The following is a 16462-nucleotide window of genomic DNA, read 5'->3' on the forward strand; positions in this document are numbered from 1 at the left end:
GATTATTTTCGCAATTACATGAATTCCTGATTTAGGGTAAGTTGTTGATTACTGTAATCGAAATTGTGACGGCCTTATTTCCGCTTTTTACTTACGTCCTTATCTACATCCAATTTTTTTTGCTTTCCTGCTTTTTTCACCACCCGAAGGTCTGTGGCGTGAGGTCTTAACTTGGGTTCCTCAAATACTGCAATTAAAATAGCCCCCATAAATGCCACCTGCCGATGATCTGGTACAACAGTGCTGTCGATAAGGCGGTTTTGAAGAAATTGAATAAAAGTACCCTGATCTTCCTTCATTAGCTTGTTTGAAAAGTGGATTTGTCCTTTTACCTTCGATAGCTCAATTTCCTGTTTGGGATCGTCTTTGGTGAAATTGTTGGGAAGCACTTCCTTATAGCCGGATTTGAGCAAATAGGGAATAAAAAGATCTCCTTTGTTAAGTCTGGCAGCCTGATTGTACAGCTCTTTATATGAAATGGGTATGTGTTCTTTTTTCATTTTCCTAACTTTTTACCCCGGGAGGGAAAGATGGGTTTTAGAAGAAATCCCGTTTCATATGGAGACAACGTTTGTAAATATGGCAGGGTCGCATACGCCTTTTATCCTGATGTTATTCTTTAGTTCAACCCATAAGGAGATCATCAAATCTGCCACTTCATGTATTTCTTCCGCAGTCAGGTTATAGGGATTTGAAATTTTGTTGATTTCAGGCGTGTATTTGCTGTCGGAATTAAAATTGAAAACACCGCTAGTATACCCGTCACCAAGTTCCAGTGATGAAGCTATACTGATTGTGCCTCCGCGCAGTTTAATCTGGCGACCGCTTGCCAGGATTAACGTGTTTGCTTTAATTTTTGCCATTTCTCATATTTTAAAAAACGAATGAATAAACTTTGTTCTGGTTATTGGACTATCAGACCTGGCTTCATGGTGGTAGGCCTCTGTAGGGTCCCTTCCCTGAAGGAGGCTTTTTTGAACGCGGAGCCGTCTTAATTTTTTTCTCCATTCTGGTCTCCTTTTGAGGAAAGTATTTTCTCAAAGCCTTGTTATCTGTCCAGTCTATGTAGACGGGGGGACCATAGTCTCTTTTTATCGTCAGACCAATCCGGTGCACTAAGCTCTCGGAATAGTCAAAAGCGTATAACAGGGTAATCTGCTGGGCAGGCTGTAATTTGGATTGTGAGGGAACCGTGATCTGGAAGTCAATAGATTTCTGTTTTTTATTGGTTTTGGATTCATCCTTAAAGTTTGTTAGTAATATTTCATGAACTTTGTTGCGCATTAAATCGTTCATTTTTTCCTTCATCACCCGATCTCTTGTTGTGATGATGCCTGTTTCCATCAGGAAAAAGATATTGTCAAAAATCGACCATTCCAGTTGTGGATTAATCATAGTTCACTGATCTTTTAAAAGTTAAATGAAACGGTTTTTTATTTTTTTTTCCTGGAGATATTGGTAGTGTAAACAGGAATATATCTGTTCATCGATTTTTTGATCTGCAACCTGGATTCTTTGATCAGATCAAAACCATCAGTTGCTTTAGGCGGATCAAGGGGAGTCTTTAAATTTACGGTCACCATAGATTTGCCATCAAAGAAAGAAACGGATTTTAGCCTCAGCTCCTCCTTTTGGAAATCAAATTCATAATTGAGGGTGGATATGAGCAAATCCTTGCAGTCGTTGAAAAATCCCACCGCCTTTAGACTAAAGGTTTGGTTTTCCCCTTCCCGGAATCCATTTTTGTATGCCAGCGCCAGGTTTATTTTCAGAGACCGGAACAATTCTCCGATTTTAAAAGGACTATTAAGGTTGCTTTCATGAAATCCCCTGCTTTTAAGCAGTATGATGTTTTCCAGGTACAAGTCAAGAAACTTTTTCATCGCGGTCGCTCATTTCGGGGTACTGGAACTGGCTATTGCCTTGAAAATCTCGAATGCCACCTGTGGAACGATAGCGTTACCATAGGCCTTTAGGCTTTCATTTCTCCATTTTGAAAAGGTGATGTTGTCCAGTTTGAGGGAAAGCCCATCATTTCTCCCACATAAAGGGGATTGAGTAGGCCAGTTTTCCCAATCGACATATTCAAATATTCCAGAAGGCTGGGGAAATGATTTGGACGCATCTTTATCAGTGTCTCCGGTTTTCGGCTGCCCTTCCAGATACCGGTCGTCGGAGTGGGCAGAAGGCCTGTCTTTGCTAATCTGGCCAGACTGACCTGGCTGCCACGGCCATTTTTCCCCATGGATTTGATCGTCCCGGTTGAAGTCTGAAACAGTGGCTGGCTCATTGCATTCCTTCCTATGCTGGTCGGAGTGGGCAATAATCCATATCCGATCCCGTCTGTGGACGGCGCCAACGGCAATAGCTGGTATACACACAATGACTGGTGTGCCATCGGAGAGGACGGGGAGTAAATATCCTGCTGCCCGGATGTCTGAAATAATTCGTCCAATGATTCTTCGTTGTAATCGAAGGACGGTTTTTTCCGGCTGGAATGAAGGGTCCTGACTGTAAAGCTCAGCCGTCTTGACTTCCATTTCATTAAGGCTCTCGGATTCCAGAATGCTGAGTAGTCCAGTAACGTTTTCAAGAACAATCCACTGGGGGAGGATATTGCTAATAATTCGCATTGTTGCTGGCCAGAGGAAGCGATCATCTGTCTGGCCCTTTCTTTTTCCGGCAACGCTGAATGGCTGACAGGGAAATCCTGCGGAAAGAACGTTAATTGTGTTGGCATAACTTTCGGCATTAAAGGTTTTTACATCATTGTATCTTTTCACATTTGGAAAATGCCGGGCAAGTATCTTTCGGCAAAAAGGATCTATTTCCACCTGGAAGATGTTTTCCCATCCAGCCCAGGCTGCTGCAAGGTCGAACCCCCCAATTCCTGTAAACAGGCTCGCATGTTTCATTTTCACATCGGGTTTTGGACTTGAAGTGGTGAGGAAGTTAATTTATGATTTTACCTCCCCCGGTTGGGGGCTTATATAGTGTGCGCTTCTGATATCGCTTTTCCTACGATCTGGTAACTTTGAAGAGGCTACGCAGGGAGCTACCTTTTGCGTTTTATTTTTTTTTCTTCCACTTGTTTTTCTTTCTGTTTAGGTTGGGATTTTCGGGAAACTTCTCTGCGAAGGGCGGGGGGAAGCAACTGGGCGGGAATGTTTTTGTTGAGCAGATCAACCCCAGCCCCCAGCTCGTTTACTGCTTTTGTAAGTGATCTGGTAACTAGAGCTTTCCCTTCGGGTGTTGATAGGAGATTATCTAAGGGCTGTGTGAATTCAATTACCTGATAAGTCCCCTCTTCTATCTTAAAGACAATACCATGATCAGTTATCTTCAATAGCTTTTTCAAGTCGCGGTCATCAAAGAACTTTATTGCGATATCATCAACATAGGAATCCATGGTCCAGGCAATTTTGTACGTATTTTCCCCGTCTTTGGTGATATCGGGGGGCTGGCTTTTAACAAAGTTTGATGCCTGCTCAATCAGTTTTGCACCTGTTTCATTATCGGCCCTGATTGTGGTCATGCCGCCATGACCGTTATTGGACACCTGCCCTGCTTTTTTACCTTGGATATAAAGGCTGGCTGAATAAGCTACCGTTTCCTCGCTCATTTTTTTGTATTCTACAATATTCTTTAAGCTTATTTCCATGATTGTTTAGTTTACTTTATGTGAGCAATTATAGACTGCATTAGTCGTATCTGCGTTCTTTAGCTTTAGCCCTTCATCTTTTCTGACAGAAGATGGGTATGTACCAAATCATAAATTAGGTTCGCCAGTGTGCGGTGTATAATGAGCATAGATCCATTGACTTTAATGCTGGCGTCAATATGGGGATCAAGGGTACTGCAATATTTTTCGACCCTTTCAACCTTTTTTAAGGCTTTCGCATTAAACGGGTTTATTTCCGTGTCCTGACCCTGGCCCCCATTTGTTACCAGGGCAGTTTTATATCCATTTACATAAAGCAGGGCGGTAAAGCAATAAGAGTCTGCCGACAGGTCGGTATTTACTTTTATTTGTTTTAGCTTTAAATCCATCATAGAGAATATTTAGGTATGGATAATGATTGACGAGCTACCTGCCCTTGAAACACGGGCGCATGGGAATGTTTCTGACCGGTTTGGATTTGGAAAAAGACCGTACCCAGTTGTATGCGAGGATCTTCCAGTTCTTCACTTTTTTCCCATTTGCTATCTGCCAGTTATGTTTGCCATAGTAAAGAAGGAAGGCGTCTGCATGTTTGTGTTCAAGACCCATTCTAAAGAAGTAAGCCATTACTTCAAGAGGGCCGGGGATTTTCTGTTGCATTTGTGGGTATTTAATAGTCACTGGGGACAGCCAAATGTGTGCGCTATATTTAAGACCTCTCACCAGTTGTTTTTAGCCAATGCTTGGATCGTTAAAAAAGCGGGTAATCTCCGAAGCGTGAACATATATTTTGCGGCACTTTTTAATCGATTTTATCTTGCCTTCAGAGATCAGCCCAAAGAATTTTGTTCGTCTGATACCTACAGCTTTCATATAGGATGCTGCAAGGATATATTCAGGAGACGGGGTGCCGTCAGCCGCTTGTTTTTTGTTATCCTGTAGATAAATTAAAATCTGGGACATTGTTGTTTTCAAAAATTCCAGATCGCAAGAAGGAATCATTACCAGTGTGGTGCGCTCACTCATTTCCATGTCTTCTTATTTTATTTCGTAGGTAAAAGTCGCCAACGGACTAAAAGGGATTTGTAAGCTATTCCCACATGAGAAAAATAATAGTCGCTCATTTCCACCAGGATCAGATTTGCCAGTGGGCAAGCGGAATTTGCATGGTGCCGGAAGACCGCAGTATAGGCGCACAAGTATAAAAACTAAATAAATTAGTAATAAATACTAAAAATAATAGTATTATTGCGGTTAGCGGACCTTTCCCCACGGAACGCATAAAGTTTTTGAGCAGATGGACACAGCGATAGTACATATGGATCTGGATACTTTTTTTGTATCAGCGGAGATCCTGAGAGATAGTTCCTTAAAAGGCAAGCCAGTCATCATCGGTGGTGGCAGTAGCCGGGCGGTAGTAGCTTCCTGTAGCTACGAGGCCAGAAAATTCGGTGTCCGCAGCGCAATGCCTGTCAGAGAGGCACTGCGCCTTTGTCCGATGGCCGTCGTTCGAAAAGGTGATATTGACTACTACTCCAAACTTTCCCGTGATGTTACCGACGTTATTTCAGAGTCAGCTCCCCTCTTTGAGAAAGCTTCTATCGATGAGCATTATCTGGATGTTTCCGGTATGGATAAGTTCTTTGGTTCAGTAAAATGGACCCATGAGCTTAGACGACGCATTACAGACCAGACGGGCTTACCTATTTCATTTGGGCTGTCCGTTAACAAAACGGTCTCCAAGATCGCCACCAACGAGGCAAAGAAGAAAACTGGGGAACTAGTCATCGCCCAGGGAGAGGAAAAACCATTTTTGGCGCCACTACCCAGTTCAAAGATTCCGGGTATAGGTCCTGAGACCTATACCAAACTTTGTAAAATGGGGGCGCCAATGATCCGCAATATCCAACTGCTGATGCCTGAGTTACTGGAGGCCGCTTTTGGCAAACCAGGGGTCACCATATGGCATAAAGCCAATGGCATCGATAACTCCCTGGTAATTCCCTACCATGAACAAAAATCCATGAGCAGATCGGTAACCTTTGAACAGGACACCACTGATATGGAACTGCTGCGAAAAACCATTATCAGCTTTGTGGATGAACTGGCATTTGAATTGCGCAGTCAGCAAAGGCTCACCTGTTGTATTACCATCACCATCCGCTATGCCAATTGGGATACCCATACCCGCCAAACTCGTATTGCTTATAGCTGCACTGACGACATTTTGTGCAGCACTGCCCTGCAGCTATTTGAAAAACTCTACGACAGACGTATGCTCATCAGGCTCATTGGGGTCAAATTCTCTGATTTTGTCACAGGCTCTTATCAGATCGATCTGTTTAATGACAATGCTGAGGTTATCAGCCTTTGCCAGGCCATTGACGGTATCCGGCGGCGGTTTGGACACGATAGCCTGGTGAAGGCCATTACCATCGAATAAGTGTGTACCTGCATTATTTAAAAAGCGTCATTTGTCTTATCCTACGAATTTCCGGACAATTGTATGATCAGGAAAAAAATTATTAATGCTAATCAATGTACACAGCTACTATTCATTAAGATATGGCACAATACCCATTGACCAGGTGGTGGATTTGCTTATACGGGAAGGTTACGACACGGCAGTGCTCACCGATATTAATAACAGCACAGGTATATTAGAGTTTATAAAGTATTGTCAACTCAAAAAATTTAATGGGCTGGCAGGCATCGAGTTTCGTGCGCAGGATAAGCTCCTTTATATCGGTATCGCAAAGAATAATAAAGGTTTTGAGCGTCTCAATGAAATGCTCAGTATCTGTAACCTGGAAGACAGGCCGTTGCCCTCCCGGGCGCCCGAGTTGGAGGATGTGATAATAGTTTATCCTTTCGGGGCAGCGCCGGAAAAACTTCTCGACAATGAATACGTCGGAGTGAAGCCTTCCCAGCTTACGCGCCTGTATGCGTGGTCCAAATCATCAATGGAAAAGCTTATCATCTGGGCTCCTGTAACCTTTTCAGACCCTTCTGACTTTGTGCTGCATTGCAAGCTAAGGGCCATTGACCACAATATTCTGCTGTCCAGGCTGAAAGCCGAGCAGGCGGGCGGCCGTGACGAGCTGCTTATTTCCTCCCCCCAGCTTATTGCCGCCTATAGCGCCTATCCGCAGATCATTTATAATACGCACCGGCTGCTGGAAGGTTGCACTTTTGAGTTTGATTTTACTACTGTAAAAAACAAACAGCATTATACTACCAGCAGCTACGACGATAAAGTGTTGCTGGAAAAACTTGCTTTGGAGGGCTGGCAGGTCCGCTATGGCAGCGGTAATCTGAAAGCCAGGGAGAGGGTGCGTCAGGAACTGGAAGTAATTGACAGGATGGGTTTTTCTGCCTATTTTCTCATTACTTCGGACCTGATCCGTTATACCCAGCACCGAGGATTTTATCACGTTGGCCGTGGATCCGGCGCCAATAGCATCGTGGCCTATTGTCTTTCTATAACTGACGTGTGTCCGCTCGAACTGGACTTGTATTTTGAGCGGTTTCTTAATCCAAAACGAAAATCCCCTCCGGACTTCGATATAGACTATTCCTGGAAGGACCGCGATGATGTATTTGACTATCTTTTCACCAGGTATGGGAAGCGGCATACGGCCATTATCGGGGCTATGAGTACATTCAAGGACCGCAGCATTATCCGTGAAATCGCCAAAGTGTATGGGCTGCCAAAAACTGAGGTGGACCGGCTAATGGACGATCCGTCTTATGTGGGAAACAATAATGAGATTGTGGGAAAAGTACTGGCTACCTACCAGTCTTTACCAAAGGATTTTCCCAATTTAAGATCCATGCATTCAGGTGGGATCATTATCTCAGAATTACCCATTTCTACCTATTGCGCGGTTGATTTACCCCCCAAAGGCATTGCTACTATGCAGTTTGATATGTATACGGCAGAAGATATCGGATTTGAAAAGTTGGATATTCTTTCCCAGCGGGGGATAGGTCACATTAAAGAAGCGGTGGACATTATCCGGAAAAATCGTGGGGTAAATGTGGATATACATAACGTTGCCATCATCAAAGAGGATAGCCAGGTTAATGCTCAATTAAAGAGTGGTGACAGTATAGGTTGTTTTTACATTGAGTCGCCTGCTATGCGTGGGGTGCTGAAAAAATTACGCTGCGATAATTACCTTACGCTGGTAGCCGCCAGTTCCATCATCCGGCCGGGTGTAGGTTCCAGTGGGATGATGGATGAATATATAAAAAGATACCGCAATCCGGAAAGTTTCACTTATCTGCATCCTATTATGGAGCAGCAATTGGCGGAGACGTTTGGTGTGATGATATTTCAGGAAGACGTTCTTAAAATCGGACATCATTTCGGGGGCCTGGACATGGCAGATGCCGATGTGTTACGGCGGCTGATGAGTGGCAAAAACCGGGGCCGTCACCACCTGGAAGAAATAAAGGATAAGTTTTTTCTTAACTGCCGTAACAGCGGTCACGATGAGAGCATTGCCAGGGAGGTGTGGCGCCAGATGGAATCCTTTGCCGGCTATAGCTTTTCCAAGGCCCATAGTGCCAGTTACGCGGTGGAAAGTTATCAAAGCTTGTATCTAAAGGCGTATTATCCCCTTGAATTTATGACCGCCGTCATCAATAACGAAGGTGGCTTTTACGCCAGGTGGCTATACGTCACAGAGGCGCGAAAGGCCGGGGGATCTATTCATCTTCCTTGCATAAATCACAGTGATCTGAAAACGGTCATCGCCGGTAAGGACGTTTATCTGGGATTTAATATGATCAAGGGGCTGCAGGTGGCCACCATCACCGCCGTATTGATAGGCCGCAGCCGGGGACATTATCATAGTATGGAGGATCTCATCGCCAGGACGGCTATCCCCCTGGAACAATTGCTTTTACTGGTCAATGCGGGAGCGCTGTCTTTTACAGGGCTGGATAAAAAAACTTTATTATGGTCTGCCCATCTACTGCATTCAAAAAGAACACATTCGTCCGCAAGCTCCCCTGCTCAGTCTCTGTTATTACTTGAACCATCCCGGACCGTCACACTACCTGCCTTTGCCGGGGCCGAGGATGAAACCTTTTTTGATGAAATGGAGCTGATGGGCTTTTCCGTTACCCTTTCTCCCTTCCATATGTTGCAGACCAGCTACCGGGGACAGGTCATTGCCGCAGAGCTAATGAGCCAGGTAGGGAAGAAAGTAAAGATGGTGGGCTTATATGTTACAGCCAAACCTACCAGGACAAAACATGGGCAGCCTATGGCTTTCGGTACCTTTCTGGATCTGAATGGTGATTATTTTGACACGGTACATTTCCCGGACGTATACAAGCGTTACCCGTTTTATCGCTCGGGTATCTACCTGATAATGGGAGTGGTGACCGCTACCTTTGATTTTCCTTCTATCACCGTAGAAAAAATAGCGCCGCTGCCTATCGGGCCTGATCCCCGGTTTTCTCAGGAGTAAGCCAGCTAAAGTGGGCTTTTCATTTTTAGGATCTTAGCTATTCTATACTACCCAAAATAGAACCTGCACAATTGTTATGCATTAGTTAAGCACCGCCTATTTAAGTAATCTGAGAGACAATGACGAATTTCTGATGCAACTTTGCATAACAGATTAAAAACGAGTCCACCAAACCAGACCAAAGAATAGCAGGTTAGTTATCCGACAGGTATTATTAAAGTAAAAGAGTCCTTATCAAAGATTTTTAATATTCATTCAGGTATCAGATCAAAAAAAATGCCCCGTGATAATAAGTGATATATCACAGGGCAGTCAATACATGTGTCAATCTGGTTGATTAATAATGTCCATTATCTTCTTCTGTTAAATAAAACATACAAAGCATAGACAGTTGCCTGCAGCGCCAGGCAGATTTTAGCCACAAGGGATAAAGCTTGTACAGCATTTTCCAGATTTGCAATCATAATTTTATTGTTTTTCTTTTATAAATACGGATCCGTTCTGCCCATCACAGCAGGCGGATCTTTTATCAGCGCTAAAGTATAGACTGGTGATATGCAGAGGATAGAGCGTTTTTAACCATAAAATGGATTAACTTCCCATTAACAACGCGACGTAGCGACAAATAAATCTTATCCGCGCTATTTGCCATTGAGCGATAGCCGATGTTATGAGTCTTATCTTTTGAAATTTACGTGTCTTTTGGGTAGGCTGAAATGACATTTTGAAAAGTTCTATCTTTACAGGAAATCCTCCTGGGAGTATGGATTATGGAAATTTCAACATACCTGGTTTGGTCGCAACCGCGAAGCTGATGGATGAGGATCTGTATTGGAGAATCGTAGCAGCTTCCTTAAATACCACCAGTACTTTAAGAAAGCAGGAGATATTTCTGACAGAAACACTTAAAGAGCTCTCTGCTACCCAGGTAATATCCTTTATGCTTCGCACCGAGAAGTTACTTTATGATAGTTATACTTCTACCTTATGGTGCGCGGGAATAATAATGAATCGGGGTTTTTGTTCCGATGACGGTTTTCGATATTTTCGATGCTGGATAATTTCAAGGGGCAGAAAGGTTTTTTATAACGCTATCGGCAATCCTGACTCTCTAATCGACCAGATCAATCCCAGGCTCAAACATTACGATTTTGAAAGTTTTTCATATATCCCTTCCAGGGCCTTTGAGGATATGACCCAAAAGGAAATTTACAATTATATTGATAGTAATTTCCTTTATAACGAGGGTCGGTATAAAAAATTTAAATTTTCTTGGTCGGCCGATCAGCCTGAAACGCTTCGCCAAATTTGTCCATCGCTTTTTGCAAAATTTCTCTCCTAATCCCCCCTTATAGGATATTTTTTGAAATGAAAACACAGTGGTTGTATAGGGTGGCTTTCTGTTTGACATGGCCTAAGGGTTAATCCTTAAAAAGAAGGCGCCCGTGGAGGTTTTTAACCCGTTGGTGTATTAATCCATTTGAAGGCTACCGCTAGGCTAAATTTATGTCAAATAACTAAGGATGGCCTACACAGAACAATACGTTCCTGGATTACAATTTGAGCTCGGCCTATACAAGGGATTTGGTGGGCCGGTGTTCAGGGTGACAGATTATGGATTTGAAATTATAGTGATTCTTCCCGACATTTCTGAAAAGGAGGCATTGAAATGGAAAACGTCAACCATTAAATACGGTCTGTTCACAAAGGATGAAATCCCATTTTTTGTTGGCTTTTTCGGTGGAACAATATGGATTGACAGCTCATTTAATATCAAAAGTTTCCCGAAGGAGGAAAGAACCAGGTGGATGCAATTGCCATCGATGAAATGTCTGGTTTTGCTAGTTGATAGCCAAACCAGTCTGTTAAAGACAGTCCGTGAGTTTGAGGTTACCGAGGAATTTACAAATAGTTTAAAACGTGTTATGAGTGAGCAGGAGGAAAACTATGAAACATTTAAAGAGGTGGAGGGTAAAATTTCCCAGATTCAACACTTGTATTGCACCTCAGAGTTGATGATGGAAAAGGTCCCTAGATTATTTTATTCAGTATACAATGAATAAATCCATTATTTTTTCCTAAGAGACATGTTTTTGGGATGCCATCTTTTAAGGGGATATTTCAACACATTTCATTCTATAATTCTTCCTCATGGAGGCTTTGAGATTTATTTGTAAGTTTGATACAAATTTACCCAATGGCAGAATTTACCGATTATAAAAAGCAGCTTAGTAAACAGCTCAGTTTGAAACTGAAAGAATTTGGTTTTTCCAGATTAGGTATGCGCTTTAGATTAGAAACCGAAAAGTTTCTATTTATTATAAAGATAGATTCAAATAGGTTCAAACAATTGGATCTTGACTTTGGGCTGCAGCCAAAAGCAATAAAAAAGCTAGGAACCTTCGTTACCTATGATTTTAAAAAGTTAGATCCTATCGATTGCGAAATAAGGAAAATGATCAATAGGTCAGGTGGTAAACCCTATTGGGAAACCTCGGCTGGGGCTGCAGGGATTGAAAAGAATGTCGATGGAATGCTAAAAGTTATAAAAAGACAGGTAATGCCTGTGGTAAACAGGTTTGTGGCAAATCCAGATCTATTTGACAGCATTAGTCCGGCTGATTTGTTAGATCGGGAGGGTATTACAGCAACATTTGGTGGAGCCTGGCCTGTTGGGGAGGAGACAAGAACCGCATGGATGTTTGCTGTCTATTATGAGCATTCGGACATAGCAAGAGCTAAGAGCTTCGCTCAGTTTGCTGTTGATAATCATAGAAGTAGTTTGGTGGACCGTAGCAAAACTTTAAAGGAATTGCTGGATCTGGAAATTCCCTTCGGTTCTGCCGTTGGCATTGAGCCCAGTGATATAAACGAAACCTTTTTCGGTGAGCAGGACCTAACCAGAATTCTCAATAAGACAATTGGTAAACCCAGCAAACCATGAGTAAGAAGCAATAGTGAGTTGTCCTTTGAATACCTAATTGTCTGAGGTATATTGCCGTCCCGATGCCTAAATTCCTCTTTTAAGCTTTTAAACATAGTTTAATCCCGATTACACCTGTAATGCAAGTATTTGTTTTCTTCGGCCGCTGCTAACCCCACAGAACCATCATAAAGTTTGAAAAAAAGAGGATTTCCTTTTGTTAAAAACATCAGTTCTACGTATTGTAAAAGTAAATATCATATACAAGTAGCCGTGTTGAAAGTCAACATTGACTACTATGGTTGTTAGGTCGGGTTATGTCTATAACCTGGCTTTTTGGTGAGTGCCCACTGACGTAGCCTACAATAGATTAGTTAAAATAACAGACCCATTGGAGACCTAAGAGACTGGCTCCTAAACAACGATGGGGCCGGTGAACAATGAGATCTGCTTTAATGGAAGGGGATAAGGCCATTAAGGTAAGATTTACGATTCGAAAGCGCAGGTCATTCTGGTATGGCCTGGCTTTTTTTAAAATCCGGATAAGAAGGTTAAGCCAGCAAAAGAAAATATTGAAATTTTTAGTCGCCTGGTGATTGGGTAACCCAATTGAATAAAAAAGTTCTGATCGATTAGTGTAGCACCATGTCTCCCAGGTGCTTTATTAAATAGGGGAGCCTCTGACTTATGGTTAATCCCCACAGTCAGTTTGAATTGCATTATTTAGGATTTGGTTAAACGGCGGCCTGTTTTTACAGGCTGTTCTTTATTGTATAACCGAGTCCCTGGATATTAGTACATTAGCAGGCAGTCCTGTTGGAAACATGTTCTTGTTGAAGATTTTTACCATCTTTTTTATCTGATTAGCCGGCCTTTTGTACCTTACCCCCACTCCAATCCATGCTGAAATGGCAATAACAAAGAAAGAAATGAGAAGCCAGTTAAATGGCACGTTCAGGCAACGAATGAAAGGGTTGGGATTCAAAGGATCTGGTCTGAGTTACAGGATGAAAACCGATAAATTCCTATTTGTAATTGATATAGACGTTAATTTTAAAAAATTGGAATCCTATATCGGTTTTGGTATCCAGCCCATTGTATTGAAAAAGAAGGGGGATCTGGGTTTTATCAACTTAGGCACAATAGCTTCCGGTAGCTGTGAACTTACGAAAGTGCTGACCTGGTGTTTCAAAAAGCCCTCGTGGAAAATGTCAGATAATGTAACAGAAAACGAAAGATCTGCAGAGCAAATGGTTGAGCTGATCCAATTGAAGGCGATGCCGGTTATCCAGGCCTATATCACCAATCCTTCGATCTTAGACACCATAACCCCATCAGATATTGATAATGACTACATTCTTGAACAAAAATTAGGTGGAGTATATCCAACGGGGCTTCACGTCCGAACGGCCTGGATGCTTGCTCTGTACCAGGAGAATGTCAATCCAAAACGAGCCGCTCAATTTGCTAAAAAAGGATTAGCCTATGTTGAGAGAGAGGAGGTGAAAATTACCGGAAAATTGAAGAAAATGGTAGAAGATGGTGACTTGACCGGTTCGATTTTTGGTAGTGACCCGGAGGATGAGCCGTTTTTTGGTATGGAGGATCTTAAAAGGATCGCTGTAATGAAATAGCCATTTGGCACCTCTGCAAAAAACTGCCGGCTGACGAAAAATCTACATTTTATTTAATTCTCACAACTCCATCGTTTGAAGGCGAAATAACGAGACTCAACGCCTCTTTTAATCTCTGGTGTTGCAAACAGTCTATCTCTTTCGGTTTCTGCCCTTAGCAGGTCCTTTTTTATAGCAATTGCTATTTCTTTATAAGTCATCCGTGCTTTTTTTTAAATTTAAAAAGAAGAGCTACAAAGCCATAATAATGACTGGCAAACGTTTATCAACGTGGAGATAAGTTTGCAGGGCCAATTCTCAATTATTTCATATTGCATCAGGCAAGCCACCGGGTAAATACCCTGCGATCGCGTGTGCTGGTTATCCAATACAGCTTTGTCCGGAAAGAAGAGGTGTTTAATCAGCCCAAGTTAACCTTTCATGCTCAAATTGCTGTTTCTGCCTTTATAAAAAGTAATTTGGGGCTCAATTTTTCTCATCCATTAATGTTACCTGCCATGAATTATCCAGAGCATAGAAAGCCCATTGATTTTCTATATGACTTTTCGAATGATCTTTCTATTTCTAACCAGGCAACCGAAGATATCCGATTTGACGATCCTTTGTTAAGTACGAAAAGAGAATTGGTTTGGGTAGGATTGATAGATGGAAAATATCATGGCATTACTAAAGTGGATATAGGGGATCAATTTGCCTGGGGCCTGAATTGCGATGGCTACTTTCCCTATATTTTAGACATTCATATGGTTATCTCAGAAAATAAAGAATTATTGATTACCATCTCTACGGATCCTGATTTAACTAAGAATGCCATTGCCGTGTTATTGGAATTTGTTTTGGTCGCAATTGCCAGCAAAAGGTTTACGGGAGGACAAGTTAATATTCAGGGCGGTCCGACTGTCACGATGCTATTAATCCAGGCCTTTTATGATTTTGGGATAGGTGTGTTTTGTACCCCCCTGCAGGTGGAGCATAAGAAGCCGATGCGGTTAACGAAGAGAGCTGGAACTTCTCCCTTCGACTATATTACGGAGGAATTGGAATTCAGCGTTTTTAGACGTGTGGCTGCCAAGGAGCTTAATGATAGTGATTTAAATATTACCATAGTTAGATTTGTACAGCTCGCAGATAAATACTATCATATTCGAAGGTATGACACCGATGGTCTTATTAGGTATGATTTGGTCCGTGAAGAATTTGAGTATTGTATCATGGAGACTTTTTGTAAGGAAGACCAGATGAATATTACAGACTTGAGCTATTCAGATAATGAGCATGGAAGGCTGCTTAACTACTTACTTGATTTTCTGCTTGTGGAGGCAACCAGAAGCAAAGCGAAGTCAATTGATGTCAATATTGAAGTGGAACCTCAACACAAACTGTTTTTAGATAAAATACTGCTGGATTTCGGTTTTTGTGTAGAAGTTGCCTCTGCGTCGTTAAAAGCGCAAATGGCGCTGTAGGCGTTCCTTGCGGTTGTTAGACCTGTATTATTTTTCATTGGAAATGTTTAAATGCGAGGCTTTTTAATTGAATTTTTAAGCAAACCAGGCATTTGTAAGGTGTTCCCTTTGTAAAAAGACATCGGAGAATCGGGACTACTGTCAGCAGCCGGCATCGGTTTGAGGTAGCTTTCCTCCTTCTGGTATTTGCTATACGACTAGGATAGCGAGAAATATCAAAAAAATGAATGTCTCCTTTTGTTAAAATCGTGATTTCTACGTATTAAGAATTGGTAAAATTGCGAGAAAATCTGGAACTATGGATTGCCATTTTCTCCATTGGTTTTCTTACAATCGTGCCAGATCATGTCTATGATCTGGCTTTTTAATCAATCATTAGTGATAGGTTCATATGGTTGGTTAGGTTTATCTACCTACTTGATTGATAGATAAGAGACTGGCTCTGAAGCAACGACGGTGTTAGTGCAACAGGAAGATCGGTTTTAATGCAAGCGGATAAGACCATTAAGGCAAGATTTACGATTCGAAAGCGCAGGTGATTAAGTATGGTCCGGCTTTTTTAAAATCCGGATAAGAAGGTCATGGCAGCAAAAGAGACAATTGAAATTTTTAGTCGCCTGGTGATTGGGTAACCCATTTAAAAAAAAGTTCTGATCGATTAGTGTAGCATCATATCTCCCAGGTGCTTTAGTAAATAGGGGAGCCTCTGACTTATGGTTAATCCCCACAGTCAGTTTGAATTGCATTATTTATTGGATTTGGTTAAACGGCGGCCTGTTTTTACAGGCTGTACTTTATTGTATGATTGAGTCCCTGAATATTAGGACATATTTCAGTTTCCCCAGCTATAGGAATTTTTCTTGAAGAAAAGCTCCTGAAATGGCTTGGAGGTAAGATAGCCGTAAAAAATCATCAGTCACCTGATCAAGATACGCTTTAAACTTTGGGTTTTCTCTATTCCGTGGCTGATTGGCATAAAGAAATGAATCGATAATATCCCAAGATTCATCATTTTCAAATCGCCGTAGCTGCAACTTTGATTCACCTGGAATATAATCAAAAGTTGAAAGATCAACTGAGTTAAATATTGTTATTGCATCGTTTAATTCCACTGAGAAAATGGTAATTAGATATTCTGTTTTTGCAGAAACGAGTATTACAATATAGCGAGTGGAGCCATTTGCTAATTCAGAAAGCATTGTTTCTCGCGATAAATGGGCAATAACATCATGTGTTTCACTTACATTATTTTTTCTGTTCATTAACATTAGGAAAAATAAGTTTAAATGTGCGATAAA

Annotated in this window: 17 protein-coding genes; 7 read left to right on the forward strand and 10 right to left on the reverse strand. The window is 41.9% G+C overall.

Annotated elements, in window-relative coordinates:
- Positions 1-74: 74 nt before the first annotated feature.
- The 9 genes from PV783_RS14050 to PV783_RS14090 all read right to left on the reverse strand — a co-directional run bounded on the left by PV783_RS14050 (position 75) and on the right by PV783_RS14090 (position 4693).
- Positions 75-500, reverse strand: coding sequence for a hypothetical protein (locus PV783_RS14050; RefSeq protein WP_420988453.1), 426 nt, complete (start codon positions 498-500; stop codon positions 75-77).
- A gap of 54 nt (positions 501-554) precedes the next feature.
- Complete coding sequence (locus PV783_RS14055; RefSeq protein ID WP_420988454.1) at positions 555-863, reverse strand: hypothetical protein; 309 nt, start codon at positions 861-863, stop codon at positions 555-557.
- A 64-nt stretch (positions 864-927) separates the two neighbouring features.
- Positions 928-1395: a hypothetical protein gene (locus PV783_RS14060; protein WP_420988455.1), complete on the reverse strand. Its 468-nt coding sequence runs from the start codon at positions 1393-1395 to the stop codon at positions 928-930.
- A gap of 38 nt (positions 1396-1433) precedes the next feature.
- Positions 1434-1883 carry a hypothetical protein gene (locus PV783_RS14065; protein WP_420988456.1) on the reverse strand — a complete coding sequence of 150 codons (450 nt, stop codon included), beginning with the start codon at positions 1881-1883 and terminating at the stop codon, positions 1434-1436.
- Positions 1884-1892: 9 nt separating this feature from the next.
- Complete coding sequence (locus PV783_RS14070; RefSeq protein WP_420988457.1) at positions 1893-2915, reverse strand: DNA cytosine methyltransferase; 1023 nt, start codon at positions 2913-2915, stop codon at positions 1893-1895.
- 140 nt (positions 2916-3055) lie between these two features.
- Positions 3056-3661, reverse strand: coding sequence for a hypothetical protein (locus tag PV783_RS14075; RefSeq protein ID WP_420988458.1), 606 nt, complete (start codon positions 3659-3661; stop codon positions 3056-3058).
- Between the two features lie 65 nt (positions 3662-3726).
- A complete protein-coding gene (locus PV783_RS14080) occupies positions 3727-4053 on the reverse strand; it encodes a hypothetical protein (RefSeq protein WP_420988459.1) in 327 nt (108 codons plus the stop codon).
- Positions 4054-4087: 34 nt separating this feature from the next.
- Positions 4088-4321 (reverse strand): hypothetical protein, encoded by a 234-nt coding sequence (locus PV783_RS14085; protein ID WP_420988460.1) that lies wholly within the window; start codon positions 4319-4321, stop codon positions 4088-4090.
- Between the two features lie 72 nt (positions 4322-4393).
- Positions 4394-4693, reverse strand: coding sequence for a hypothetical protein (locus PV783_RS14090; protein ID WP_420988461.1), 300 nt, complete (start codon positions 4691-4693; stop codon positions 4394-4396).
- Between the two features lie 265 nt (positions 4694-4958).
- On the opposite strand from PV783_RS14090, the gene PV783_RS14095 reads away from it, so the two are divergent.
- The 7 genes from PV783_RS14095 (at position 4959) to PV783_RS14125 (ending at position 15164) form a co-directional block, all read left to right on the forward strand.
- Positions 4959-6104 carry a DNA polymerase Y family protein gene (locus tag PV783_RS14095; RefSeq protein WP_420988462.1) on the forward strand — a complete coding sequence of 382 codons (1146 nt, stop codon included), beginning with the start codon at positions 4959-4961 and terminating at the stop codon, positions 6102-6104.
- An 85-nt stretch (positions 6105-6189) separates the two neighbouring features.
- Positions 6190-9144, forward strand: coding sequence for a DNA polymerase III subunit alpha (locus PV783_RS14100; RefSeq protein WP_420988463.1), 2955 nt, complete (start codon positions 6190-6192; stop codon positions 9142-9144).
- Positions 9145-9907: 763 nt separating this feature from the next.
- Positions 9908-10486, forward strand: a complete 579-nt coding sequence (locus tag PV783_RS14105; protein WP_420988464.1) for a DUF4240 domain-containing protein — start codon at positions 9908-9910, stop codon at positions 10484-10486.
- Between the two features lie 181 nt (positions 10487-10667).
- The gene (locus tag PV783_RS14110) at positions 10668-11207 is read left to right on the forward strand and encodes a hypothetical protein (RefSeq protein WP_420988465.1); all 540 of its coding nucleotides are present in this window, start codon (positions 10668-10670) and stop codon (positions 11205-11207) included.
- A 134-nt stretch (positions 11208-11341) separates the two neighbouring features.
- Positions 11342-12088, forward strand: a complete 747-nt coding sequence (locus tag PV783_RS14115) for a hypothetical protein (RefSeq protein ID WP_420988466.1) — start codon at positions 11342-11344, stop codon at positions 12086-12088.
- 887 nt (positions 12089-12975) lie between these two features.
- The gene (locus PV783_RS14120; RefSeq protein WP_420988467.1) at positions 12976-13701 is read left to right on the forward strand and encodes a DUF4304 domain-containing protein; all 726 of its coding nucleotides are present in this window, start codon (positions 12976-12978) and stop codon (positions 13699-13701) included.
- Between the two features lie 311 nt (positions 13702-14012).
- A complete protein-coding gene (locus tag PV783_RS14125) occupies positions 14013-15164 on the forward strand; it encodes a hypothetical protein (RefSeq protein WP_420988468.1) in 1152 nt (383 codons plus the stop codon).
- A gap of 845 nt (positions 15165-16009) precedes the next feature.
- On the opposite strand, the gene PV783_RS14130 is transcribed toward PV783_RS14125, so the two are convergent.
- Complete coding sequence (locus PV783_RS14130; RefSeq protein ID WP_420988469.1) at positions 16010-16432, reverse strand: hypothetical protein; 423 nt, start codon at positions 16430-16432, stop codon at positions 16010-16012.
- Positions 16433-16462 lie beyond the last annotated feature (30 nt).

Source organism: Chitinophaga sp. CC14 (assembly GCF_048957795.1).
Taxonomy (GTDB): Bacteria; Bacteroidota; Bacteroidia; order Chitinophagales; family Chitinophagaceae; genus Chitinophaga; species Chitinophaga ginsengisegetis.